Raw genomic sequence first — 24,546 nt, 5'->3', positions numbered from 1 at the left:
AGGTAGCGAGATACAGCCGGGAATGGCAGAGAGACTGGGGAGCACATGTAATCGAGAGGAAAGGCCAAGCTGACAAGCAGGAATTCAAGTACGATATCTGCGGTCAACATACGCACCAGAATGGAGCATTGGTGGAAGCCTGCTTCGGATTGGTGCCTGGCCAGAAATTATCTTTGCCATATGAAGCGGAAAATGTTGATAAGCTTGCGATCATAGAAAAAACAGACAAAGCCCACCCCACGCCATTGAATCTTGCGGATTAATGCAGATGGGATACAGGGGAAGACGAAAAGGATAATGCATTGACCATACTGGAATTCATCAAATACATCTCAATCGTGGTGATCGGCCTGCTGCCTATCATGAACCCGCTCACCACCATTCCGCTCTACATGGCACTGACACAGAAGATGACCGCCGAGACCAGGCAGCGGCAAGCCAGGAAGGCATGCCTGTATGCGTTTTGCATCCTGACCATATTCCTGCTTCTAGGGAATGGCATCATCAGCCTGTTTGGCATTTCCATGCCGGGCATCCGCGTTGCCGGCGGCCTTATCATCCTGATCCTGGCATTGCGCATGATCTTTTCCGGGCTGGACTCATCCTCGAGCGTGGATACCGAGCCTGATGAAATCAAGCATGCCAACCTGGATTACTCGTTCTCGCCTTTGGCCATGCCCAGTTTGGCAGGACCAGGTTCCATCGCGGTGATCATGGGGTTCGGTTCCCAGATTCCGGAAGGCTCGCATATCCTGGGAGATGCCATCGTCATCACCGGGATTGCCATCACCATCGGCATCGCCTACCTGGCGCTTTCTTCAGCAAGCTATATTGAAAAATTCCTGGGCGAGCACGGCATGCAGGCAGTGACCAAAATCATGGGGTTCCTGCTGACATGTGTTGCTGTGCAATTCCTGGCCTCTGGAATAAGGGACTTTTACATCGAGTTTGCCAAGATGTAGGCATGTTTTGAGTCTTAAGCAAAAGGCCTCACAAATGTGAGGCCTTTTTATCATGCAGCGTTACAGCCTTTACAACTGCTGCATATAGACCACGATGAAGATAGCCACCCCGATCGCCACGAACGGCAGGATACCCGCACGGGTTTTCACGCCCTCCTCATCGCCGATATGCATATGCTCCACCATAGCCTTGGGAAACACGCCCTTGTCCTGCACATAATGGCGGAACAGGAATACCGGCAGGATCAGCGAGGCGCAGATAACACCCGACCAGAGCGTGCCCTCTCCCCAGATATTGGCTCCCAGTCCCATCAAGGCCACGTTGACGAAACTGAGGATAGTGCCGAGCACCAGCAGAATCACCGGCGCCTTGTAGGGGCGCTCCCAGTTGGGGCGGTCCATGCGGTGGATCCAGCCTGCATTGAGGTTGAGGAAGTTGAACATGATATAGCAGACGTTGGACACCGCCAGCACAAACACATAGTCCGACATCAGCAGCAACCCCAGGTTGAAGCAGAGGTCAGTCCACATGGCGCGGGTAGGTGCGCCATGCTCGTTGGCATGTGAAAGGTATTTGGGCAGCCAGCCGTCCACTGCGCCCTGGTACAGCGTGCGGGAAGAACCCGCCATGGAAGTCATAATGGAAAGCAGCAGGGCCAGCACCAGCATGATCACGATCACGTTGCCGATCTGCTGGCTGCCGCCCAGCATGGCGGCAAGCGCGCCGGCAACACCCATGCCGCTGTAGATATCCGGCGCCAGCATGCCGTCATAAACGGCAGGGCTGATTTCATTGCCTGCGGCATCCAGCACAGCAGGCGTTACCAGGTGGCCCAACCCCAGGTCGGCCTGGAAAGCGATAGGCACCAGGGTAAAAACCGCAAGGCACAATAGGCCGGAGTAGAAAATCGCCTTGAAGGTGTCGGTCTTGGGATTGCGGAACTCGCGGGTGTAGCACACCGAAGTCTCGAATGCGTAAGTGGACCAGGCCGCAATGAACATGCCGCCCGCCATCAGCTTCCAGCCTTCGATATCCCACACGCCGTTGACCACGTTGCCGGCCTCGTCATAGGCCAGCGGCGCAATGGGCAGGAAATTGGCAGCGGAAATATCCCCGGTCAGCACAGGCACGATGCCGATCAGCATGAGCGGGATCAGCGCCGCCAGGCCCAGGATCATAGTCACGCGCGAGGAGCGCAAAATGCCGCCATGCTGGATGCCGAAAACCGCGAGCAGCACCGCCGCCCCGAGGATGAAGGTAGCGTCGATACGCAGGCTCAGCCCTGACTTGATGAAGCCCAGGTCCATCAAGGTGATCTGCCAGGTATTGATGACGGCGTCGGCGGGGAAAGACGCAAGCAGAATGTAGCCTGCCGCCAGGCCCGAACCTATCGCCAGCACCGGCGTCCAGGCCAGCCAGTTACACCAGACCGAAATCGGGGCAATGAACTTGCTGTACCGCACCCAGGCAATCGCGCCATAGACCGAGGCGCCGCCAGACTTGTGCGGAAACATACCGGCGATCTCGGCATAAGTGAAGGCCTGGATGAAACCGAACGTAATCGACAGCATCCAGGCCAGCCAGGCGGGCTTGCCGACGGTGGAGGCGATCGCGCCTATGGAAAACAGCACCAGGGCCGGTACACCGCTGGCAACCCAGAACGCACCCTGCCACCCTATCTTGCGATGCAGGCTGCCGCGTGTGGATTGATCAGTGACCGGAATATTGACAGCCGTGGCATCTAACGATGGGGTCGTGCTCAATTTGGAGTCTCCTGAAAATAATGACTTGGATGCGGACGGCATCCATCTCTCAGAGCCTGTTGATGATCTTTTCATGGGGTGCGCATAGCTTCAAAACGCGTCCAGTCAAGGCACAGTCCGCAGGTAATGCTCATTGCCTTGCCAAGGACTGCAACGCGGAATGGGCTCGTTTTGGGGCCATGCCCTCCGGGTTGTCTCGGCAGCGCAGCCGGGGCAACGCACCTCATGAAAAGATCATCAACAGGCTCACAGGACTCCATTGGATAACGGATGGGCTGGCTGCCACAATTCCCACTACGGATTACTTCTTTATGGGTATGAGCACTTACTTCTGCCGGTGCGCCCATACGGCCGCCTCAAGCCGGCTGGTGAGCCTCAGCTTGCTCAGCAGGTGTTTCACATGCACCTTGACCGTGGTATCGGAGATGCCCAGCTTGCGGGCGATGGCCTTGTTGCTCAATCCATCAGCCAGGCATTGCAGGATTTCCTGCTCCCGGTCAGTCAGGGAAACCTGGTCGGGCGTCACCGGCGCGGGCTTGACGGAAAGCTCCTGCAATGCCTGCTTGAGGACTTCGGTCAGCCTGTCCTGGATCACCGTCACGCCGCCAAGAATTTTCTTGAGACTGGTGCAGAGCTGTGCCGGGTCCATGTCCTTCAGCAGGTAGCCATCGGCCCCAGCACGCAGGGCTTCCAGCAAATCATCCTCGGCGTCTGACACGGTCAGCACCACAAACCGCGCCGCCAGGCCGCTACCCTTGAAGCGGCGCAAGGTTTCAAGCCCGTCGACCTCTTTCATGTTGAGGTCGATGAGGACAATGTCGGGCGCAAGCTGAGGGGCAAGCGCAAGGCCTTCCAGTCCCGATGAAGCCTCGCCCACCACTTCAAATTCAGGGTCTGAGCTTATCATCTGGCTGACTCCCTTGCGAAACAAGGCATGGTCGTCAATCAGGAATACTTTGAATTTCTTGTCCACTTGTTGTTCCCATCTATATATTCATCAATTATGCCTTGGAAGAACTGGCGGGATTTTGCCGCCTGTATCCAACGAGTCCATTCTCTACTGCATCAGCTTGGGCGTGAACACGAGCCTGACGCGCGTGCCGCCCTTTCTTCTCGAGGTCACGGTAATCTCGCCCCCCAGGCTGTAGGCACGGTCACGCATGATGCTCTGGCCGTAATGCCCGTGCTCGCCACTGGCGCCAGCCATGCCCACGCCGTCATCGTCTATGGTCACCACCACGGTGCTGCCCTGGGTATAGGCCAGCGCCACCACCACGTTCTGCGCCCCTGCATGGCGGATGATATTGGACAGGGCCTCGCGGATCACATGCAGGATATGGAATTCTTCGTTCACGGTCAGTCGGCAGTTCACCAGACGGTTATCGAGCGTGATGGATACGGCAGAACGATTGGAAAATTCGTCTATGGCGGCCTGGATGGCGAATCCTAGGCCGCGCACATCCATATGCATGCGGAAGGTCGAAAGCAGTTCACGCAACTCGCGGTAGGCGTTATCCAGCCCTTCGCGCAATTCACTGGTGATTTCATTAGTTTCACCCTGCTGCAGATCCTTGTGCGTTTGCAGCCGGGCGATCTGGATTTTCATGAAGGAAAGCGACTGCGCCAGCGAATCATGCAGCTCGCGCGCAATCGCCGCCCGCTCTTCAAACAAGGCCAGGCGCCGCGCCTGCTCCTCGCGGCTTTGCGCGCCCATCACCATGGATAGCAACTGGGCAGTGATTTCCGCCAGTGTGATGTCGGACTCATAAAACTCCTGGCCCAGCTTGGCCTCCAGGATCAGCAGTCCGAAACTGTCACCCGGACAGGTAAACGTGGCGGCAATGCACTCGGTGCCGCTGGAAAAGCGGAACTTGGCTGAACGCTGGTTTGCCAGGTCGCGCAATACCGCATCAGGAAAAGCCTCAGGTTCATATTGCGAGAACAGCAGCTTCTCCCCCTGCGAGTCCACACCGCCCAATACAAAGCGAATGGACACATTGCGTAGGTCCAAGCTGGTTTCCATGGAGTAGATGATAGTCTTGATCGTGGATTCGTTGAGCTGGCTGTCTTGCAGCGACAACACCAAGCCGTGCAGAAAGGTCCTTGCCCGCAGCATGCGGCGCAACAGCTCGCTCTTAGTACGGTTGAACCATTCGGTTTCCGCCTTGAACCCCTGGCTCTGGACAGCCAGCTCGTGCACCATGTTCTCCAGCAGGGAAAACTCATCCATGTTGCGCCTGTCCTGCCGCTGCGCGCCTTCGCTGGGCAATATCGACACCAGGCTGGCCACGCGGTCGATCAATACCTGCTTGGCCGTATAGGCAGCGGAAACCAGGCAGAGCAGCACTAAGACCAGTCCCATCAGCTGCAGCATGGCCAGCACGGTCTGCTTCTCCTCGACGTCGCGGCGCAAGGCATTCATGACCTCGTCGTGGTCATCCAGAATTTGCTGGGCAAGCCGATGCTCCCCTGCCACCTGTTCCTGCAATCCGCGATAGGCTTGCTCATCGGCATTGAGTTTCGCCACCAGGGCGGCAAGCTTGCCTGTTTGGTGCTCGGCATACCAGCCATAGAGCGCGTTGCCCCCGGCGAGCGCGGAAGCGCTCCATTTCGATGGCTGTTTGGATGACTGCCCACTCAGGCTGGCGTTGCTGAAGACCAGACTCCATTCGAGCTTTCTCTGGCTGACTTCCTGGATTGCAGATTGGCTGGCAGGTATGTAATCTAGCAGGAAGAAAGAGCCAACCTGCATCATCACGCTGAGGATGGCCACACACGAAAGCAGCATGGTCAGCCGCAGGTATAGCGTATGCCGCAACAGCCTTTCCACCAGCGCTGCGAACTGTTGACGCATACCAGCCAAAAAAAATTTTATAGCAAGCAAGTTTCCTAACCTTTATCTGAGCGCGCCATGAGCCTATACCTGTTCAGCACCATGATACTTAGCCTGATATTCCTGCTGGTGTTCAACAGCTGGTGGACAGCCAGCGCCCCTTTTGCCACTCACCTTACCGGCATGCTGATTGCAGGCAGCACACTGCTCTCGCTATTGCTGATGGCCGCCCTGGTGCCGGTGCTGACCCGCCAGCGGCTCGGCAAGATACAGTCCCGCTTGCATGCCCCGAACTGGGAAATGGAAGTTTCATCCCGCCTATCCGCACCTGCGGCAGTGATAGAGGGCCATACCGTCACCTTTGCCAACAAGGCGTTTCTTAACGACCTGGGCATGGCTGGCATGTCGGACCAGATCGTCGGCATGCCGCTCACCAATGTAGTATACCCCGGCGATCACAAGCTGCTGGCCGCATTGCTGGCCAATCTCGATGAACCCGCCAAGGAGGATACCACCCTGCGCCTGCTCTGCGTCGACGGCACCATACTGCCGGCCAAGCTTTCGCTTTCGCCCATAAGCGGCTCCTCCATGAGCGACAGGCTGCTGCTGCAATTCTCGCTGATCTCCAGCAGCCCCACCACCGGCATCAGCTTCAACGAGCAGTTCAACTACCACCTGCTCATCAACCGGCTGGAAGAAGTGGTATTCCAATTGCAACGCGGCAACCGTATCGCCTTTCTCAACCCCAGTTGGGAAACCCTGCTCGAATATACCCCTGAAGAGTCCCTGGGCAAGTCGTTCATTACCTTTGTCCACCCCGAAGACCAGCCGCTCATCATTGCCAGGCTGGACTCCATATCCAAAGGCAAGCGACAGCGCTGCAACGAGCAGATACGGCTGATCAGGCGCAATGGCGAATCATGCTGGGTGGAAATCCGCGCCAAAAGCTCCTCCACCATGCAGAACGAGGGAGCCAGCGTGGTCGGCACCATTACCGATATCAACGAGGCGCGCCAGGTCGAGGCCAGCCTCAAGAGCAACCGGCACTCCCTCAGCAGCCTGCTCAACAATGTGCCCTGCATGATTTATCGCCGCAAGGCCGACGCCGGCCTCAACTTCGAGTTTGTCAGCGACGGCTGTGTCGATATCACCGGCTATGGCGCGCACGAGCTGATAAGCGACCACTCACTGACATTCAAGAAACTGCTGCATCCGCAAGACCGCCCGACCTGGGAATCCGCCCATGAAAAACTCATGCAACAGCAACAGCTTCAGGCCGTCTATCGTCTCTATTCACGCAACGGCACTTACCAATGGGTATGGGAACATGGCACCGGCATCTATGCCAGCACAGGCGAACTGCTGGCAGTGGAAGGCTTTATCGCGATCCTGGATCGCGAAAGCGATGCAACTATCGGCGCAGATATCCTGAGCCAACTGCAACAGCAAATTTCTCACCAAGAGTGACTTCCCTTAACAACTCAGGCGGCCCACATGAGCCGCCTGAAAATTAAAGGCCGTCAGCCACTTGCCATTGCATTACTCAGGGTGGGCGCCCAATGCAAGCTCTGCCCCGTCATCATGCTGGGACAGCCACGCCAGCACGGCTTCGTGATATACCTTGATACCCTTGTATTCCAGCAGGTCCGGATGCAGATCTCTTAATACGCGGTGAAAACGCTTGGCCCAGCGCGGATAGGTCGCGAGCTCTTCCAGGCTGATCAGGTAGCAGCGGATGCTAAACAGGATGGCATTGCTGCGAGGCAAGCGGAACATGGTCTGCAGCTCCACCCGCAAATGCGCTTTCTCGCCGGCATTCTGCGCCGTGACTTTAAGCTTGTCCGGCCCCCATTCAGGAAAATGCTCCGGGGAGGTATCCAGGCGCGGGTTAATCGTCATGGTCCAGTTCAGCCGCCGGACCGGGTTGCCCTGCTGCAAGCTCATGAGGAACTTGAGCGCTCTGTCCATGATGCCCATTTTTTCCACCTGCGGCACCGGACCATGCCATTCATGCCAGGACATGCCGACATCAAATGCCAGCGACCAGTCGGCCTGGCTGGTGATGAACCCGGCATCGGCAAACAATGTGCCTTCCCGCTGGTCCAGCAGCACAAAATCCCCTTGCACCTGCCGCCCCATATACTCGAACGGCTCCAGCGGCAATGTAGCGGCATCGCCAAAAACAAAACTGTCCTCTATCCCCAGCGGGCCATTGCGCCATGTCCAGCGCTCACCGTCCTTGGTGAGGGTGAACAGGTGCGGATAATCGCGCGACAGGCTTTCCATGCTGAGTTCGAGAAAATCCCATTGCGCATCCATCATGTGCGGCAATGCCGCATAGCGGCCCTTATCCTGGCCTAGGGTAATCAGCTTGTCCTCGCATTCCGAGACATAATGCTCGTCTATATCAAACGCATGCTCCACGATGGAACCCTTGGCGCCGGGCTGGTGTTGCTCGATATTGACCGAGTACATGTAGTGATCCTCGGCAAACGGGAACGGAAAGCGCCTGATGGCATCAGGAGAATTGCGGTAGGTGTAATCGTCGCGGAAGGTTTCGTGCTTGTATGCAAGGTTATTCATGATTCACCTCAAAGATTGAGTTCAATGAAAGAGCACTTGGCTCTTGAGACGCAGGGCATGATCTTCTTGCCCGCACCCTTTTCGGCATCGGACAGGTAATGGTCGTGATGCTCGATCACGCCGTCAGTCGCCAGTACTTCCAGTTCGCAACGTCCGCAGGCACCGCCACGGCAGAGGTAGGGCACGTCTACCCCGGCGGCCTCCATGGCTTCTAGCATGCTGACTTCAGCGCCCACATCCACATTCTTCTGCGACTGCCTGAGCCTTATGGTGAAAGGCTCGCCCACTGGCGGCGCCAGGAATTCCTCGTTGTGGATATGCGCATCGGGCCAGCCTAGCTCATGAGCGGTAGCAATCAGCGCATCCACCATACCGTCCGGGCCGCAGACATACACATGGGTACCTAGCGGCTGCCTGCTGAGCAGAGCATGCAGATCAAGAATCTGGCCCTGGCTCTGGTCGTGGCAAACCAGCTTATTACCCAGCAACTGCTTGAGCTGGTCGATAAAGCCCGCATGCCGGGGAGAGCGGAAGGCGTAATGCAGTTCAAACCCGGCCCCTGTGCGCAGCAGGTCGTGCACCTGCGACATGAACGGCGTAATGCCTATGCCGCCGGCCACGAGGATATGTTGATGCCCTACCCGTGAAATCGGGAACAGGTTGACCGGCCAGGAAATATCCAGCCTGGTGCCCACCTTGACCTGTTCATGCATGAACCTGGAACCGCCGCGCGACTGCTCCTGCAAGCGCACGGCAATCTGGTAATTGCTGCGGTCCGCGGGCGAGCTCAGGAGCGAATAGGCATTGCGGTAGGTACGATTACCCGCAGGCATGGACACCACCACATGGCTGCCGCCGGAAAACCCGGGCAGTTCGCCGCCATCGGCTGCGATGAACGTGAAATGACGTATGCCGTCCGCTACCAGCTCTATGTTGGAGACAATGACGTTGAGCGCGCTCATGGATAGACCTCCTCGGCATCGGGCACATTGCCGGGATCCTCGGCATCTATCATCAGGCCCATGTAGGCACCTAGCCGCCGCGAGAAGTGATCGCGTACAAACAGGTGGCGCTGGCAACCTGCGCACACTGCGATATTGGTAGTCACGCCATGGGTCGTGGTCTTGCAGTGCACACAGTAGACCGGGCGTGCCAGCGACGCAGGCTGCTCGCGCATGACGTCGGCATTCAGCACGCCATGCTTGACTGCCAGCGTCGTCGCCTGCCAGAGGAAACTCTCCGTGCCGGCGGCATAGAGGCGCGTACCCATGCGCGACTGTTGCAGGACCTGGTCAAAACGCTGCCACAATTCCCTTGCATCCGGAAACACCTGCAGACTGGTGCCAACCACCGTCACCAGTGGCGCACTGTAATCCTCATTTTCTGCGGGAAGATAGAGCACGGTGACCGGCTGGTCGGGCAAACGCTGCTGATACAAACGCAAGACGGAGCGCCCTCCCTCACCGCTGGCAAGCAGCACATGAGCCTGCGCCTTGTATTGCCAGGCAAGGCTGTGATAGATGGGCTTGCTCCTGATCCAGTATCCATGCTGCATGGTTAGGCTCCGGCACGGGGATGGGTACGCAGGCGCAGTGGGTCGTAGAATGGGATTGGGGCGACATAGGCCCTGCAACTCGTCGTCTTGCCCTTGATTTCCACCTCGGTGCCATTGGCGGCAAACTCCGGTGCAATATGCGCAAGCGCAAGGGATTGCATGAGATAACGGCTGTAAGAAGCGCTAGTGACTACGCCTACCTTTTTGCCTTCACGGATAATCTCGGCACCGGCCTGCACCGCCACCGGGGAACGGCAGATCAGCCCGACCTGGCGCAAACGCTCCTTGCCCTTCAGCGCCAGCACGGCAGCCTTGCCGATATAGTCGCCAGGCTTGTCAGTATCCACGCCCCAGCCCATATTCACCTCCCATGGTGTGGTATCGCCTTCGATCATTTCAAACGGGAAGAACAGCAACGCGGCCTCTATCCGTGTCAGTTCCAGCGAGTTCCACGAGGCTGGAATCACGCCGAGCGGGGCACCCGCCTTGAGGATTTCATCCCAGATCAGGACGGCGTCTTCCGCGCGGCAATATACTTCGTACCCGAGCTCGCCCGAATACCCTCCACGCGCGATATAGACATTCTTGCCGAATATCTGGGTGGCCCTGTGCTGGAAATATTCCAGCTGGCCCAGATCAAAATTCAGCAAGGGATTGAGCACTTCCAGCGACTTGGGCCCCTGCAGCGAGAGGATATGCGAGCCCAGGTCCGGCTCCACCTTGACGTTGAGGCCAGCGGCCAGTTTGGCAAGGTTCTCCGGGGTCTTGCCGCTACCGTGGGACAGGCGGAATTCCGTCGCTGAATCACGGATCACCATAATGTCGTCGCAGATGGCGCCGGCCTCATTCAGTTCAGCGGCCAGCAATGAACTGCCGGCCTTGAGCCGGGAAATATCCCTGGCCACCAGCTGATCCACCACTTTTTCCGCATCGGGGCCGCTGACATTGACAATATTCAGCGCGGAAACATCATAGAGGCCGGCCTTGGAGCGTACTGCCACCACTTCATCATGCACGTCCGAATCATAACTCCATGGGATAGGCATCCCGTTCCATGTCTCTCCGTCCAGCTTGGAGCCCAGGGCACGGTGGCGTTCATTCAGAATTGAGTTCCTTGACATGCGCATATCCTTAAAATGGTGATTTCAAGGCTAACGATAGTCAAAATGGCATCAATGGAAAATTCTCTCGAAGGTGTACTTCAAAGGTGGTATGTGCTGCCGGCCTGCATCAGGCACGCTTCAAGCCTTGGACCCAACGCTCGTATACATGCTCGGCCAATTGATTGAGATGCAGTATCCGCGCATCCAACCCATCCAGTATCTCTTCGGTAGACTGAATTGCAGGCTGTGCCGGATCAGCCTCTGTGCCGCCCTTGAGTTCTTCTGAAGACATACGGCACCATTCATTGACCATGCCTGACTGCATTTCGATATGGCACTGGAACCCTATATGCAGGTCATCCAGCACATAGGCCTGGTTTGCACAGTGCTGGCTGCGCAGGATATGCACCCCGCCTGGCGGGATCGAAAAAGTTTGGTAATGCCATTGGAACAGGGTCAGCTCGGACTGGCTACCCAACCACTCGGCAGCTTGCGGCGCAGATGTCGGGTAACCTTTCGCCCAGCCAATTTCCGTAAAAGGGCTATCAGTAATCTCTCCGCCCATTGCCCTGGCCAGCATCTGTCCGCCAAGGCAATGGCCAATCACCGGCACCCGCTGCTGCACGGCATCAACTATCAATGCCAGAAGCCGCGGTATCCACGGCAAGTCATCATTGACGCTCATGGGGCCGCCCATCATCGCAAGGCCGGCATAGCCATCAATATGCACAGGCAATGCATCGCCCAGGTCTATTCTCAACACCTGGAATGGGATATTCTGGCGCGCTAAAAAATCCGCAAGATAGCCAGGCCCTTCGGAAGCGGTAAATTGCACGATAATGATGGGTTTCATGATTTCATCCTAGATTTAAAATTGCAAAACCGTTGCAAGCTTGTTTCCCCCTTGCTGCTCCGGCACCTATGCAATATTATAAATAAACTTTTTTTATTATTATGAAACTTACATTGCCATCTGATGTATTCATATGTCAAGGCGGCTCCACGTAACATTCGGATGAAATACGCTGAGGAAAACCAACACGACATGGCGGACAATGTGAAAAAAAATGGAGCAATAGGCACCGATACCGACACCAAGCCCTTGGGCAAGCACCTGGGCAATGTCATCAAGGACATCCGCCAGCAACACGGGCTCACCATTGCCGAGGTCGCGGAGCGCGCCAATATCAGCCGTGGCATGCTAAGCAAGATCGAGAACGGCCTGGTGTCCACCAGCCTGGACACATTGGAACAGCTCGCCAACAGCCTCGGCGTTACCATATCACGGCTGTTCCAGGGCTATAACCAGCCGACAGGCGGCGCACAGCTCGTGAAAAAAGGCCAAGGCATGGAAGTGGTACGCAGAGGCACACGGAATGGACACACTTATCACCTGCTAGCCTACGACCAAGGTCCCAAGAAACTGTTTGAACCCTTCCTGATCACGCTTGAAGACCCGGGCGAGGAATTTCCGTCTTTCGAACATGGCGGCACCGAATTTCTTTATATGCTTGAAGGCGAGCTTGGCTACCGGGTAGGCGAGGAAGTCTATATGCTGGAGCCGGGCGATTCCCTGACCTTCCGCGGTGAAATCCCACACCGCCCGGAAATCCACGCCAAGCTGCCGATACGCTTTCTCGCCATCATTCATTACGATACGGAGGAACCGGCCGAACATGAATGACGCCAGCGCCATCATTCGCCCAGCGCAGGCAGCCGATATCCCGGCATTATGCAATCTATTGCAGCAATTATTCAGTATAGAACAGGACTTCACGCCCGACTCTGCCAGGCAAGCAACGGGGTTGCAACTGCTGCTCGCAAATCCCAAACAAGGCGCCATCCTGGTAGCGCAAAATACAGAAGGCAAAGTGGTCGGCATGGTGAGCGCGCAGTTGGTGATCTCCACCGCCCAGGGCAGCCCGGCAGCCTGGATAGAAGACATGGTGATAGACAAGCAATGGCGCAGCCAGGGCCTGGGGCGGCGCCTGCTTGACGACGTCCTCGCCTGGGCCAAGGCACAAGGCGCCACCCGCGCGCAGCTATTGGTGGATATGGACAACCAGCCCGCCATCGCCTATTACGACCACCTCGGCTGGAACACCACGCGCTTGCAGGCGCGCAATATCTTGCTCTAGCCTGCATTGCCTTACGGCTCTGGCTGAATTTCAGGCCTATCCCACTGTCACACCCTGCAACAATAACGAAGGTGGATAGAAAGGGGCAGTTTGAAATACAGGCGAGAAGTGGATGGTTTGCGTGCGGTTGCAGTGCTGGCGGTGGTGTTTTTCCATGCCGGCTTATCTGGTTTCAGTGGCGGCTATGTCGGGGTGGATGTCTTCTTCGTCATCAGCGGCTACCTCATTACTTCCATCCTGCTCGCCGAGCTGGAAGGCCAGCGCTTTTCCATCGTCAACTTCTACGAGCGGCGCGCGCGCCGCATCCTGCCCGCACTCACCGTGGTCTTGCTCGCCACCAGTGTGGCGGCCTTTCTCCTCATGCCGCCATCGCTGCTCAGCGGATATGCGCAAAGCCTGGCCTCGGTAGCCGCATTCTGCTCCAACGTCTTCTTCTACCTGAGCAGCGGCTATTTCTCCACTGCCTCCGATGAAAAACCCCTTCTGCACACCTGGAGCCTGGCCGTGGAGGAGCAGTATTACCTGCTGTTCCCATTGCTGCTCGCAGGGCTATGGTTCTTGCGGCGCGCAGGAATCGCATGGCTCCTGCTGGGCCTGGCCGCCATTTCTCTGCTGACTTCGGAATACCTCTTGCGGCAAAAAGCAATTGACGCCAATTTCTACCTGATCTTCAGCCGCGCATGGGAACTGCTGGCGGGTTCACTGCTCGCCCTGGTTAGGCCCGAAAGCTGGTCGTTCATTGGCCAACGCGCACGGGCATGGTTAGCATCGATAGGATTGCTGCTGATTGTCGGCGCGGTGTTCCTGCTTGACCATAAAACACCATTTCCGGGCTTATATGCACTGCTCCCAGTCATGGGCGCCTGCCTGGTGATCACGTTCTGCGATGCCGGCAGCACAACTGGCAAACTGCTTTCCAGCCGCTTGATGGTAGGCATTGGATTAATCTCCTATTCGCTTTACCTCTGGCACCAACCCCTGTTTGCCTTCCTGCGCATGAAAACCGCATACCCGCCTACGGTCATGATGTTTGCCGCCGCCATTGTGGCTGCTTTCGCGCTGGCAATCCTGAGTTATTTTTATGTCGAACAACCCTTTCGCGACAAGCGCCGCTATTCCAGGCACAGCATCTTCCAGCTTTCCGCCGCGTCCCTGGCTGTCATGCTGCTCCTGGGTGCAATCGGCATGCAAGGCGACGGCTTGCCCGGCCGGTTCAAACAAGCGGAACTGATGGCCAGCGCCACCGCTAGCCCGATGCGTGAGCGCTGCCATACCAGCGGCACCGATTACCTCAAGCCGCAAGATGCCTGCGAATATTTCGGCAAGCAGACCACCTGGGCCACGTTGGGCGACAGCCACACCGTGGAACTGGCTTACGCGCTCGGGGAAAAGCTGCAAAAACAGGATCAGGGCGTATTGCACCTCAGCTTCAGCGGCTGCCCGCCCGGCCTGCTGTTTGAAGCCAAGCAGCCCGGTTGCAGCGCCTGGCTGCGCGAAGCCGTCGCCCACCTGGAGCAACGCGACGACATCCGCCACGTATTGGTCGGCTTCAGCTACACCCGCTTCCTGTTCGGCGACCTGGGCCACCTCTACCCGTCCATCCCCGACTACAGCCCTGCCAACAAATATCTTCCGGCCTATGCCAGCCTCAGCCCGGAAGAACTCAGGGAACAGTACTGGCTAAGCCTGAAAACCATCGTCGACCGTCTGCTTGCCGCAGGCAAGGAGGTGTATGTGGTGTACCCCATCCCGGAACTGCCCATGGACATTACCAAGGCCATTACGCCGTTTTCCATCTTCAATGACTCCTCAGCACACAATCTTGACCGCATCACCAGCCAGGATTTCTATCTTGCGCGCCACGCCTACATGCTTGAGAAGCTGGACAGCCTGACTTATGGAAATAAGCTGCATGCCATCAAGCCGCTGGAAACGCTATGTGTAAATGGCGATTGTCCCGCAGTGATTGACGACGAAGCCCTGTATTTCGACGATAACCACCTCAGCCTTGCGGGTGCGAGAAAGGTGATTACCGACCCGGAACTGGGCCTTGATACAAAATGAAAAAGCCCGGCTCATGCCGGGCTTGCTTGTCGCGTTTTATTGGTTACTCACATGCCAAATGTGTTACTGATGCATCTATCCAACTCCCGCTCCGATCGCATTTTATTGTCAGGTTGCAGGTGTTTCTGCATCAAGGATGGCAGTGATGATGTCCATTACTTCTTCGACAATATAGCCAGGCGCCTTTTCAACAAAGGTAGCACTCCTTGCATTTAGATCAAGGTTGCGGATTCCATTGCAAAGTACCACGCCTTGAGTCTCAAGGCCTGTCCCGGCCAAGGAAACAGCAAACCCCTCAACACGCGCATGCACTCCGCCCTGGCTTATCGGGACAATCCAGCTCAAACCCACCTGGTTAAAGGCTTTTGGCGTAATCACGAGTGCAGGCCGCGCTTCGCCTTGCAACTCTTTTCCAGCAACGGGGTTGAAACTAGTCCGGACAATATCCCCTTTATTAAAGACCATCTACACAAACTCCTGGCCTACAGACGGCGCGTTTTCCACTTCCACCAGCACATCAGGCATGGGCGCAGAAAGATCACATTTCGCAATCAACTCGGCCAAGGTAGGCTTTTTCCTTGCATTGCCACGCACAATAATGACCAAATCGGCCTCGCGTTCCTGAATTTCAACCAAGGCCCCGGCCGTAATGTTTCTAGGCTTGATCAAGTTGGTAGGTAAAAATATCGCGGCACTATTTCCAGATTTTTTTACAACGGTTTCCATAGAACCTCCGTACAACAATGTTGTACGATAGTGTCATAGAGGCTTATGATTGTCAAACATTGTATTACTACAGTTTAATGAGACCCAGTATCGAACCTATTGATCATCGCCTCTCAAAAATCTGGGTGTCATTAACATTCTAAATATCAAGCAAGTCAGAAGCATTTAGTGAACAAAATAAAAAAACCCGGCATTCGCCGGGTTTTCTTTAAGCCTGAAACTACCAGACTATTTTAGTTGTGATAAGCGCGCTCACCGTGGGAGGCAGTATCCAGGCCTTCACGCTCATCTTCTTCAGAGACGCGCAGACCAACTACCAGATCGACGATCTTGAACAGGATGTAGCTGACGATACCGACATAGACTACGGTGAAGCCGACGGATACCGCTTGGATGTAGAATTGCTCACCCATGGTCACGCCTTCTTCGTAGCCCACGCCGCCCAGGGATGGCGCCATGAAGATGCCTGTGCCCAGCGCGCCAATGATACCGGCAACACCGTGGACACCGAATACATCCATAGTGTCATCGTAGCCCAGGGCATTCTTGAGCTTGGTGACAGACCAGAGGCTGATGATGCTGGCAATGAAGCCGAGGACAATCGCACCCATCGGGCCAACGAAGCCGCAAGCCGGGGTGATGGCGACCAGGCCGGCAATCGCGCCAGAAACAGCGCCCAGCATGGAAGGCTTGCCCTTAATCAGCCATTCAGTCACGACCCAGCCGACAACAGCGGCGGCGGTTGCCAGTTGTGTGTTGACCACAGCCAGGCCGGCCATGCCGTCAGCTGCGAGTTCGCTGCCGACGTTGAAGCCGAACCAGCCAGCCCACAGCAGGGAGCCGCCGATCATGGTCAGGACCAGGTTGTGCGGAGGCATGGCTTCCTTGCCGTAACCGATACGCTTGCCCAGTACCAGGGCACCGACCAGTGCGGCAATACCGGCGTTCATATGCACCACGGTACCGCCAGCGAAGTCAGCTGCGCCCATTTCGCCGATCCAGCCGCCGCCCCAGACCATATGCGCCATTGGCAGGTAGGAGAAGGTCATCCACAAGACCATAAACAACAGGACTGCGGAGAACTTGATGCGCTCGGCAAAACCGCCCACGATCAGCGCCGGGGTAATGGCAGCAAACGTCATCTGGAACGTAACGAACAACAGTTCAGGAATCGTACCCTCCAGGCTATCCGGGGTAATACCAGACAGGAAAGCCTTGCTGAGACCACCGATGAAGGCATTGCCTTCTGTAAAGACCAAGCTGTAGCCATAGACTGCCCACAGTACGGATAGCAGAGAGAATGTCACCATGACCTGCATCAATACCGAAAGTATGTTCTTGGCACGCGCCATACCGCCGTAAAAAATCGCCAGCCCAGGAACTGCCATAATAATGACGAGTACCGTGGCCACAATCATCCAGGCAGTATCGCCGCTATTCAAGACTGCTGGTGCTTCTGCTGCTACTTCTTCCGCCATACAGGAGCCTGTTACGGCCAGCATGCCACCCAGCAAGGTGGATATAGATAAGAATCGCTTCATGGCTTCCTCCCTCAAAGCGCATCGCCGCCGGTTTCACCGGTGCGTATGCGATAAGCCTGTTCAAGATCAAACACAAAAATCTTGCCATCCCCGATCTTGCCGGTGCTGGCTGACTGTTCGATCGCGTCAATCACCTGGTCCAGCAAGCTGTCCTCAATGGCGACCTCCAGTTTTACCTTGGGAAGAAAATCCACCACATATTCAGCGCCGCGGTAAAGCTCGGTATGCCCCTTTTGGCGCCCGAAGCCTTTAACCTCAGTGACAGTAATCCCCTGTACGCCAATAGCGGAAAGAGCTTCCCGCACCTCGTCAAGCTTGAATGGCTTGATGATAGCGGATATGAATTTCATACATGCTCCTTGCATCAAAGTTGTTGATAATCACCAGAGTCCTGGCCCATCCATTTATTTCACTTGGAACAGGCGATGTTCAGCAACTCTTGTGCCAGCATTAATTTTCCTTATTTTTCAAATATATATAAAAAAACCAATTCCCCACCTCATTGATCACTCCGTTTTTAATGCACCAAAAACGATCAACGCACCAATAATGTGCGAACGGTCATACAAGCGGGATGGTTAACATTTGTTGACAATGTCTCTTACAGACGAAGGTATAAGATTGGCTAGGGCGGTGCGCGATATTGCCAGCAATGGCTTGGCACGTTTCGGTTGCGTATGCCTATAATGCAAAAAAGGAAAGAAAAGAAATGCGTTTTGCTGCCTTGGATGACAACAACTCAGAACTGGAACTCATCCAGAAAACCGTCGTCTCGCTGGGACACGATTGCCATACTTTTACTGATGGCAAATCCTTGCTTCGCACGTTGCAGCATGAGACTTTCGACTTCCTGATCCTGGATTGGGAGCTGCCGGATACCTCCGGCCCGGAAATCGTGCAATGGGTTCGCGCCAACATCAAGGAGGCCGTTCCTGTGCTTATGATCACCAACCGCAGTGATGAGCGCGATGTGGTGCATGGCCTGACCTGTGGCGCTGACGACTTCATGAGCAAGCCTGTGCGTGTGCGTGAGCTGCATGCGCGCATCAACGCCTTGTTGCGACGCTTGTATCCTCAGCAAACCCAGCAGGAATTCGTATGGGGAAACTACACGTGCAATGTCGCGCAACAACGCTTTGAGCATCACGGTGTGCCTGTGGCACTCAAGAACAAGGAATTCGAGCTGGCGCTGCTCCTGTTCCAGAACCAGGGCCGCCTGCTATCGCGACAGCATATTCAGGAGCAGATATGGGGCATGCAGTCGGTGGACCTGCAAACCCGTACGCTGGATACCCATATTTCCGCCATACGTTCCAAGCTGAAACTGCATCCAAACAATGGCTATAAGCTCACAGCGGTTTACGGCATGGGTTACCGGCTGGAAAGCGATACACTTATGCCGTTAGTGGAAGAAAATACTTAAGAGCCTGTTGATGATCATTTCATGGGGTACGTTGACCCGGCAGGATAGGCGAAGCAAGGCGCAACCGCAGACGGGCTGATTGCCCGGCGAGGATTTGCAACGCAGCAGCGGCTGCGCTGCCGGGGCAACCCAAAGGGCATGGCCCCAAAACGCGCCCGCTCTGCGTTGCAGTCCTTGGCAAGGCAATGAGCATTACCTGCGGACTGCGCCTTGATCGGACAAAGGGGTGAAACTAAATCTGAAGCCATGCGTATCTCATGAAATGATCATCAACAGGCTCTAATATACAAGGGGAATCAAGCAATGTGGAATTACGGAAACTCGCCGTGGCGAGCGCTCTGGCAGCCCGTCTGCATCCTGGGGTTTGCACTGGCTGCCAATCACCCGGCACAGGCAGACACGCTCAACCATACTGTGGAACCCGGGGATAACCTGCATAATCTTGCTGCGCACTATCTGGGCGATCCCAATGCCTGGCCTGATATCCAGAAACTCAACCGCATTGCCAACCCCCATCGGCTCAAGCCTGGCTCCACCCTCGTCATTCCCCGCATCAGCAGTACCGTCACAGCAAGTTTCGTTCATGGCGAAGTCATGCTGCTCGATAATACGGGACAGTCAATCAAGGCCATTGCATACGGCGAACAGCTGGCTGAGGGCAGCACCGTACGTACCGGTAACAACAGCTACTTGTCGCTGGAGTTTGCAGATAAAACCGTTGCACGCATCCTTGCCAACACCAGCATCCGCCTTGACCGCATCAAGGAAGGCAGCCTGATGCCACAAGGCCAGCGCGTCATCTATCTCGAGCAGGGCGATGTGGATGTTTCCGCGACACCAGCGCCCAAACGCAAGCAACAACACTTCAAGGTCATCACGCCACAGGCAGTTGCAGCAGTGCGCGGCACCCGCTTCATGGTAGGGACTGGAGAAGCATCGACCACCAGCAGCGTGACACAAGGCCAGGTGGAAATGCAGCAAGGCCAGGCAGCCAAACGCAAAGCAGGCACTACCTTGCAGGCTGGCCAGGGCATAGCCGCGACGGCAAATGGCCTGGGGCAGGTTCAAACACTGTTGCCGGCCCCCAATCTGAGTCAGTTGCCAGCCAGCCTTGCCGAGCAGGAACTGCTGCAATTCAGCTGGCCCGCACTGACCGACAGCAGCGAGTATCAATACCGCATTGCCCGGGACGAAAGCATGGAGCAGGTCATCTGGAATGAAGCCTCGACATCGGCAAACGCAACGCTGCCGGGCCTGGATGATGGAGACTACCGTCTAGCGGTAAGGGCACTCGACGCTCACGGTATTGCAGGATATGAGTCGCAGCACCAATTCAGTATCCGCAGCCACCCCTCCAGCCCCTGGCTGCTGGCACCACAGGCCGGACAAGCCACTGGCAGCAGTACCGAATTGCTTTGCACGCCCGTGGAAGGCGCCCATGGCTACCATCTGCAAATTGCCAGTGATAACAAGTTTGAGCAAATTATTGCGGATGCCGATCAGTTGGAAAGCTGCCAATACCAGCCAGCATCGCTGGCCCAGGGCGAATATTACTGGCGAGTAGCCACCATTGCGCCAGATACCGCCGGCAACCTGCAACAAGGGCCTTACAGCTTGCCCAGTCCGCTGGTTATCAGCGAGGATGCCGGCATATCCCGGGCCAACCCGGGCCAGGCTTACTGGATCAGCGGACAGCAGAATATCCGCTACCTGGCGCAAATCAGCCGCAATCCGCAGTTCGAGCCAGTGGAGGCGGAGCAATTGCTTGACAGTCCAACCATCGATATCCAATCATTCCCTGCGGGACGCTATTACATCAGGCTGGCAACCCAGTTGGAAAACGGCACTGGTCCATTCTCGGATGCGCGCATCATTGAAATCGAGCAGCAGGACGATGGGTTTGACCGTACCTGGTTTGACAAACCCAAATCCTGACCATTGCTTCGCGCTGCATGACTTTGTCCCACCTATCTTCAGCACCCTCGCGTAGCAAACTGCTCTGGCTGCTGATTTCGGGCACCATTCTCGCGCTGGTAGCCTTGCTGTCACAACAGCGCACGCTCATCATCGCCGATGACCTGATACAGGACTTCACCATCGCCAGCCAGCAGCATGCGCTGACCGGCAAAGTGATCATTGTGGCAATCGACGATGACAGCATTGCCACGTTTGGCCGCTGGCCCTGGCGCCGCAGCCTGCATGCTGAACTGCTCAATCGCATTAGTGAGCAGCACCCGGCTGCCATCGGCCTGGATATTCTCTTCAGCGAGGCGGACCTGCAACATCCCGAAGACGATCAGCTACTGGCAGCAGCGATGGAGAAAAGTGGCGTGGTCATACTGCCTGTCGTGTTTAGCGAGACTGGCAGACTCCAGCACGTGCAGGTACCGCATCCACTCCTGTCACGCCACGCTGCCGGCATGGGGCATGTGCACATCAAGGTGGACTATGACGGCGTTGTGCGCTCCATCCATATGCAGCAGGATGCAGACGGCAAGCATCATCCGCACTTCAGCCAGGCAACCCTGGATGCGGCAAACCACCCAGGCGTAGCCACGCCTTCACCGAAAACACAAACCCAACTGATTCCCTATGCCGGCAACGCAGGATACTTTCCGCGCATCTCCTACCGGGACGTGATTGAAGGCAGGATTCCCGATGATGTTTTCAAGGACAAGCTGGTACTGGTAGGCGCAACCGCAACCGGCATTGGCGACCAATATGCCACGCCCGTGTCTCGTGATGGGCAGTTGATGCCCGGTGTGGAAATCCTCGCCAATATCCTGGAAAGCCAGTTGAGTGGCCACCTACTCACTCCAGCCAGCCCCTGGCAGAACATTCTGCTCAACCTGACTTTTGTCGCCCTGGCATTGCTCGGCTTTATGCTGCTCAGCCCGCTCTGGGCACTACTCTTGAGCTTTTCCCTGCTGTTACTCTTACTGCTTGTCACCTATATTATTGCTCTCTCCTGCGGCATCCTGCTGGCACCATCTGCAGGCGGACTGGGGCTGATGCTGATTTATCCTCTCTGGAGCTGGCACCGCCTGGATACTGCCGCCCGCTTCCTAGCCTCGGAGTTCGAGTCTTTCAAGCGCGAATTCCCCATGCTGTCGACGCCACTGCACAATACCGCATTCAACGACTTCCTTGACCGGCGCATCAACGCCCTACACGAAGCCACCAGCCAGCTCCAGGGCATGCACCGTTTCATCAGCGACAGTGTCAACGGGCTGCCCGACCCCACCCTGGTCTGCGATCCGCACGGCATTATCCGCATCGCCAACCAGGCCGCCGCACGCTACTTTGGCGTTCACTCAACTGCGATCCTGCTCCAGCAACCACTGATCCCGCTCGTGAGCGACATTCACGAACACCAGGCCAATCAACCAGTCATCAATGCACAGTTATTACAGGCGCCGGTGGAAATCGAAGTTGAAGCACGGGATGGCAAACAGCGTGAACTGCTGATCAAGTTCGCCCCCTGCAAAGACGCGTCAGGCCATCATATCGGCTGGATATTGAGCATTATCGACGTTTCCAAGCTATGGCAGGCCGAGCGTGACCGCGACGAAGCATTCCGCTTTATCACGCACGATATCCGAGCGCCCTTGTCATCCATCATTTCCCTCGTGGAACTGCAAAAGCTCACGCCGGATAAAATTGAAGAGCGTTGGCTCGGCATGATAGAAAAACACGCCGATAACGCCTTGGCACTGGCAGATGACTTTGTGCAGCTGACCCGCGCCAAATCCGGCCATTACCAGCTCAATGACATCAACCTCGAGGATCTGCTGCATGAAGCCATTGATGATGCCTGGATTCAGGCATACTCACGCGACATCACGATAGCGTTGACAGACGCACCGCCGGAAGTCCATGCCCGCGTGGACCGCACCCTGTTCAAGCGCGCCATTGCCAACCTGCTGAGCAATGCCATCAAGTTCAGCCCGGACCACGCCACAATCACATGCAGTATTGCCGCAGAAGGACAATACTGGAGCATCGCCGTGAAGGATTCCGGTATCGGCATCTCGCCGGAGGCACAATCACAACTCTTCCAGTCCTTCAGCCGCATCCACCAGCAAAGCCATCCGCACATCGAAGGCACAGGCCTGGGCCTGGCCTTTGTCCACGCCGTTGCAGCCCGCCACCAGGGTGAAGTACGCGTCACCAGCGTACCAGGCGCAGGCAGCACCTTTCATCTTCTCGTCCCCATACAGCAATAACACCCCACATCCCCGCCTGGAGCGGCCAAATGTCAACAATTGTCAGATCGCTATGACAAGACAAGTAGCTACTGCAAGATAGGGGCAGATTAATCAAAGGGGGAGGAGGCAATGGATGCCGTCCTGAATGAGGTGATCTCATCCAGGTTACGCTGGATGACACGCCTGCTGATGTTGTTACTTGTCGCGGCAAGCCTGCTGTCCATGCTGCATACGGCACAACCGTGGCCGCAGCTGGCAGCATTCGCTCCCACCGTTGCCATCATCGTCGTACTGAGCACCACAACAACCGCCCTGCTCCTGCTGGTGCAATTCAGGATCCAGAAGCAATTCTTCCTGGTACCCCTGGCAGGCGCCTATGCCATCTACGCACTGGCCGCAGCAACCGGGCTGTTTGCCATGCATGCCGCTTCCACCAATACGCTCCCAGTCACATCCAACACCATGACAAGCTGGGGATCGTACTGGCACTTCGGTTATTGTGGTTTTATTATCATTGCGCTGTTGTTCCGCAAGATTGCGGATTCATTCCCACAGCTCAACCGCATCAGCCTAGGCAAGAATACTGTACCGTTCATGCTGACGCCGCTCATCGGCATTATTCTCTACATGCTCGCCCTCAACTCGGGCAGCCTGTTTTCTTCACTGATGTACAGCAGCGCTACTCAAGCTGCCACCGAGCAACTTGGCTGGGCCAGCTGGGCTATCTCAGCTGTTACCTTTGCGCTGGTACGCTGCATAGGCGGCGACAACAAATTCGTAACAACATTCCTGTCAGTGGCAGCGCTGTCGCACCTGTGCCAGGTATCCCATCTCCTGGTAGACAACACACCGTTCAGCGCCAACTGGTATATGGCGCAATTGCTCAGCCTGTTTTCATCCACCACCCTGCTTGCGATCCTGATCCTGCAACTGAGCCAGTTCACCCGCGACCTTGCCCGCTCACATTCGGAACTGGCAGAAAAAGCCAACAAGGATGGCCTCACCGGCATATACAACCGCGGTTACTTCGATGAAACCGCAGCCATGGAGTGGCGCCGCGCCCAGCGTACAGGCAAGGCGCTCTCCATCATCATGCTGGATATTGATTACTTCAAGGAATACAACGACCAATATGGCCACCTGAAGGGCGATAAATGCCTGAAGAACATTGCCCAGACACTGCAAGCCAACATGCAGCGGCCCGGAGATTTCGTTGCCCGCTTTGGCGGTGAGGAGTTCGTGGTGCTATTGCCCAACAGCACGCCAGAAGGCTGTCATACCGTAGCAATGAAACTACATGCCGCGATCAACAAGCTCAAGATACCGGCCCGTACGCACCGGCAAGTCACTGTCAGCATCGGCCATGCCACCTGGAATGCGCCTTATGAGAACCGCTCCATCAGTGAACTGCTGGTGCAGGCGGACCTGGCCTTGTATACAGCAAAAAGCATGGGGAGAAATCGCATCGTCCGCCATGAGGACCTGGCGCACAATTTATCCTGGAGTAAATCCCTATTCCCTCCGGAAATAATGCCACATCAATAGTCTTACGCATGCCTGGTGTCCGTCCACCCCCCGTTTTCCAGGTATGCTTTTTTATTCCCCCGGCAGCGGGACTTAGACTGGCTAACAAAACTCAGTGAAGC

At 56.2% G+C, this 24,546-nt stretch carries 21 protein-coding genes; 9 read left to right on the top strand and 12 right to left on the bottom strand.

Features of this window, described 5'->3' with window-relative positions:
- Positions 1-302: 302 nt before the first annotated feature.
- Positions 303-962: a MarC family NAAT transporter gene (locus LG198_RS10790; protein ID WP_230343189.1), complete on the top strand. Its 660-nt coding sequence runs from the start codon at positions 303-305 to the stop codon at positions 960-962.
- A 69-nt stretch (positions 963-1,031) separates the two neighbouring features.
- Here the strand turns inward: LG198_RS10790 and LG198_RS10785 are convergent, their stop codons facing one another.
- The 3 genes from LG198_RS10785 to LG198_RS10775 form a co-directional block, all read right to left on the bottom strand.
- The gene (locus tag LG198_RS10785) at positions 1,032-2,726 is read right to left on the bottom strand and encodes an APC family permease (protein ID WP_230343188.1); all 1,695 of its coding nucleotides are present in this window, start codon (positions 2,724-2,726) and stop codon (positions 1,032-1,034) included.
- Between the two features lie 325 nt (positions 2,727-3,051).
- Positions 3,052-3,699, bottom strand: a complete 648-nt coding sequence (narL, locus tag LG198_RS10780; protein WP_230343187.1) for a two-component system response regulator NarL — start codon at positions 3,697-3,699, stop codon at positions 3,052-3,054.
- A gap of 84 nt (positions 3,700-3,783) precedes the next feature.
- Entirely contained in the window at positions 3,784-5,580 is a 1,797-nt protein-coding gene (locus LG198_RS10775; RefSeq protein ID WP_230343186.1) for a histidine kinase, read from the bottom strand.
- 57 nt (positions 5,581-5,637) lie between these two features.
- Between LG198_RS10775 and LG198_RS10770 the strand changes: the two genes are divergently transcribed.
- Complete coding sequence (locus LG198_RS10770) at positions 5,638-7,026, top strand: PAS domain-containing protein (RefSeq protein WP_230343185.1); 1,389 nt, start codon at positions 5,638-5,640, stop codon at positions 7,024-7,026.
- A gap of 72 nt (positions 7,027-7,098) precedes the next feature.
- Here the strand turns inward: LG198_RS10770 and LG198_RS10765 are convergent, their stop codons facing one another.
- The 5 genes from LG198_RS10765 to LG198_RS10745 form a co-directional block, all read right to left on the bottom strand.
- Positions 7,099-8,142 (bottom strand): heme-dependent oxidative N-demethylase family protein, encoded by a 1,044-nt coding sequence (locus LG198_RS10765; protein ID WP_230343184.1) that lies wholly within the window; start codon positions 8,140-8,142, stop codon positions 7,099-7,101.
- Positions 8,143-8,150: 8 nt separating this feature from the next.
- Entirely contained in the window at positions 8,151-9,104 is a 954-nt protein-coding gene (locus tag LG198_RS10760) for a PDR/VanB family oxidoreductase (protein WP_230343183.1), read from the bottom strand.
- The gene (locus LG198_RS10755) at positions 9,101-9,697 is read right to left on the bottom strand and encodes a dimethylamine monooxygenase subunit DmmA family protein (protein WP_230343182.1); all 597 of its coding nucleotides are present in this window, start codon (positions 9,695-9,697) and stop codon (positions 9,101-9,103) included. The genes LG198_RS10760 and LG198_RS10755 overlap by 4 nt, the downstream gene beginning before the upstream one ends.
- 2 nt (positions 9,698-9,699) lie before the next feature.
- Positions 9,700-10,818: an aminomethyltransferase family protein gene (locus LG198_RS10750; RefSeq protein ID WP_230343181.1), complete on the bottom strand. Its 1,119-nt coding sequence runs from the start codon at positions 10,816-10,818 to the stop codon at positions 9,700-9,702.
- 109 nt (positions 10,819-10,927) lie between these two features.
- On the bottom strand, positions 10,928-11,653 hold the full coding sequence (locus LG198_RS10745) for a type 1 glutamine amidotransferase (protein ID WP_230343180.1): 726 nt from the start codon (positions 11,651-11,653) through the stop codon (positions 10,928-10,930).
- 192 nt (positions 11,654-11,845) lie between these two features.
- Here LG198_RS10745 and LG198_RS10740 point away from each other — a divergent pair, with 192 nt between their 5' ends.
- The 3 genes from LG198_RS10740 (at position 11,846) to LG198_RS10730 (ending at position 15,002) form a co-directional block, all read left to right on the top strand.
- Complete coding sequence (locus LG198_RS10740) at positions 11,846-12,484, top strand: helix-turn-helix domain-containing protein (RefSeq protein WP_230343235.1); 639 nt, start codon at positions 11,846-11,848, stop codon at positions 12,482-12,484.
- The gene (locus tag LG198_RS10735; protein WP_230343179.1) at positions 12,477-12,938 is read left to right on the top strand and encodes a GNAT family N-acetyltransferase; all 462 of its coding nucleotides are present in this window, start codon (positions 12,477-12,479) and stop codon (positions 12,936-12,938) included. The genes LG198_RS10740 and LG198_RS10735 overlap by 8 nt, the downstream gene beginning before the upstream one ends.
- Before the next feature lie 90 nt (positions 12,939-13,028).
- Positions 13,029-15,002: an acyltransferase family protein gene (locus tag LG198_RS10730; protein WP_230343178.1), complete on the top strand. Its 1,974-nt coding sequence runs from the start codon at positions 13,029-13,031 to the stop codon at positions 15,000-15,002.
- A gap of 108 nt (positions 15,003-15,110) precedes the next feature.
- Here LG198_RS10730 and LG198_RS10725 read toward each other — a convergent pair whose 3' ends face one another.
- The 4 genes from LG198_RS10725 to glnK form a co-directional block, all read right to left on the bottom strand.
- Positions 15,111-15,467, bottom strand: a complete 357-nt coding sequence (locus tag LG198_RS10725; RefSeq protein WP_230343177.1) for a type II toxin-antitoxin system ChpB family toxin — start codon at positions 15,465-15,467, stop codon at positions 15,111-15,113.
- A complete protein-coding gene (locus LG198_RS10720; RefSeq protein WP_230343176.1) occupies positions 15,468-15,728 on the bottom strand; it encodes an AbrB/MazE/SpoVT family DNA-binding domain-containing protein in 261 nt (86 codons plus the stop codon).
- 233 nt (positions 15,729-15,961) lie between these two features.
- Positions 15,962-17,230, bottom strand: coding sequence for an ammonium transporter (locus LG198_RS10715; protein WP_407659191.1), 1,269 nt, complete (start codon positions 17,228-17,230; stop codon positions 15,962-15,964).
- A 50-nt stretch (positions 17,231-17,280) separates the two neighbouring features.
- Positions 17,281-17,619 (bottom strand): P-II family nitrogen regulator, encoded by a 339-nt coding sequence (gene glnK, locus LG198_RS10710; RefSeq protein WP_011478800.1) that lies wholly within the window; start codon positions 17,617-17,619, stop codon positions 17,281-17,283.
- 359 nt (positions 17,620-17,978) lie between these two features.
- Between glnK and LG198_RS10705 the strand changes: the two genes are divergently transcribed.
- From LG198_RS10705 to LG198_RS10690, 4 genes are all read left to right on the top strand, one after another.
- Positions 17,979-18,692 carry a response regulator transcription factor gene (locus tag LG198_RS10705; protein ID WP_230343175.1) on the top strand — a complete coding sequence of 238 codons (714 nt, stop codon included), beginning with the start codon at positions 17,979-17,981 and terminating at the stop codon, positions 18,690-18,692.
- 303 nt (positions 18,693-18,995) lie between these two features.
- Entirely contained in the window at positions 18,996-20,627 is a 1,632-nt protein-coding gene (locus LG198_RS10700) for a FecR family protein (protein WP_230343174.1), read from the top strand.
- A 17-nt stretch (positions 20,628-20,644) separates the two neighbouring features.
- Positions 20,645-22,918, top strand: a complete 2,274-nt coding sequence (locus tag LG198_RS10695; protein WP_230343173.1) for a CHASE2 domain-containing protein — start codon at positions 20,645-20,647, stop codon at positions 22,916-22,918.
- 111 nt (positions 22,919-23,029) lie between these two features.
- Positions 23,030-24,445, top strand: a complete 1,416-nt coding sequence (locus tag LG198_RS10690; protein WP_230343172.1) for a GGDEF domain-containing protein — start codon at positions 23,030-23,032, stop codon at positions 24,443-24,445.
- Positions 24,446-24,546: the final 101 nt, after the last annotated feature.

It is taken from the genome of Methylobacillus arboreus (assembly GCF_020532725.1).
GTDB classification, from domain to species: domain Bacteria; phylum Pseudomonadota; class Gammaproteobacteria; order Burkholderiales; family Methylophilaceae; genus Methylobacillus; species Methylobacillus arboreus.
Note: the sequence above shows the minus strand (reverse complement) of the source record. Positions and strands in the feature narration are given on the sequence as shown.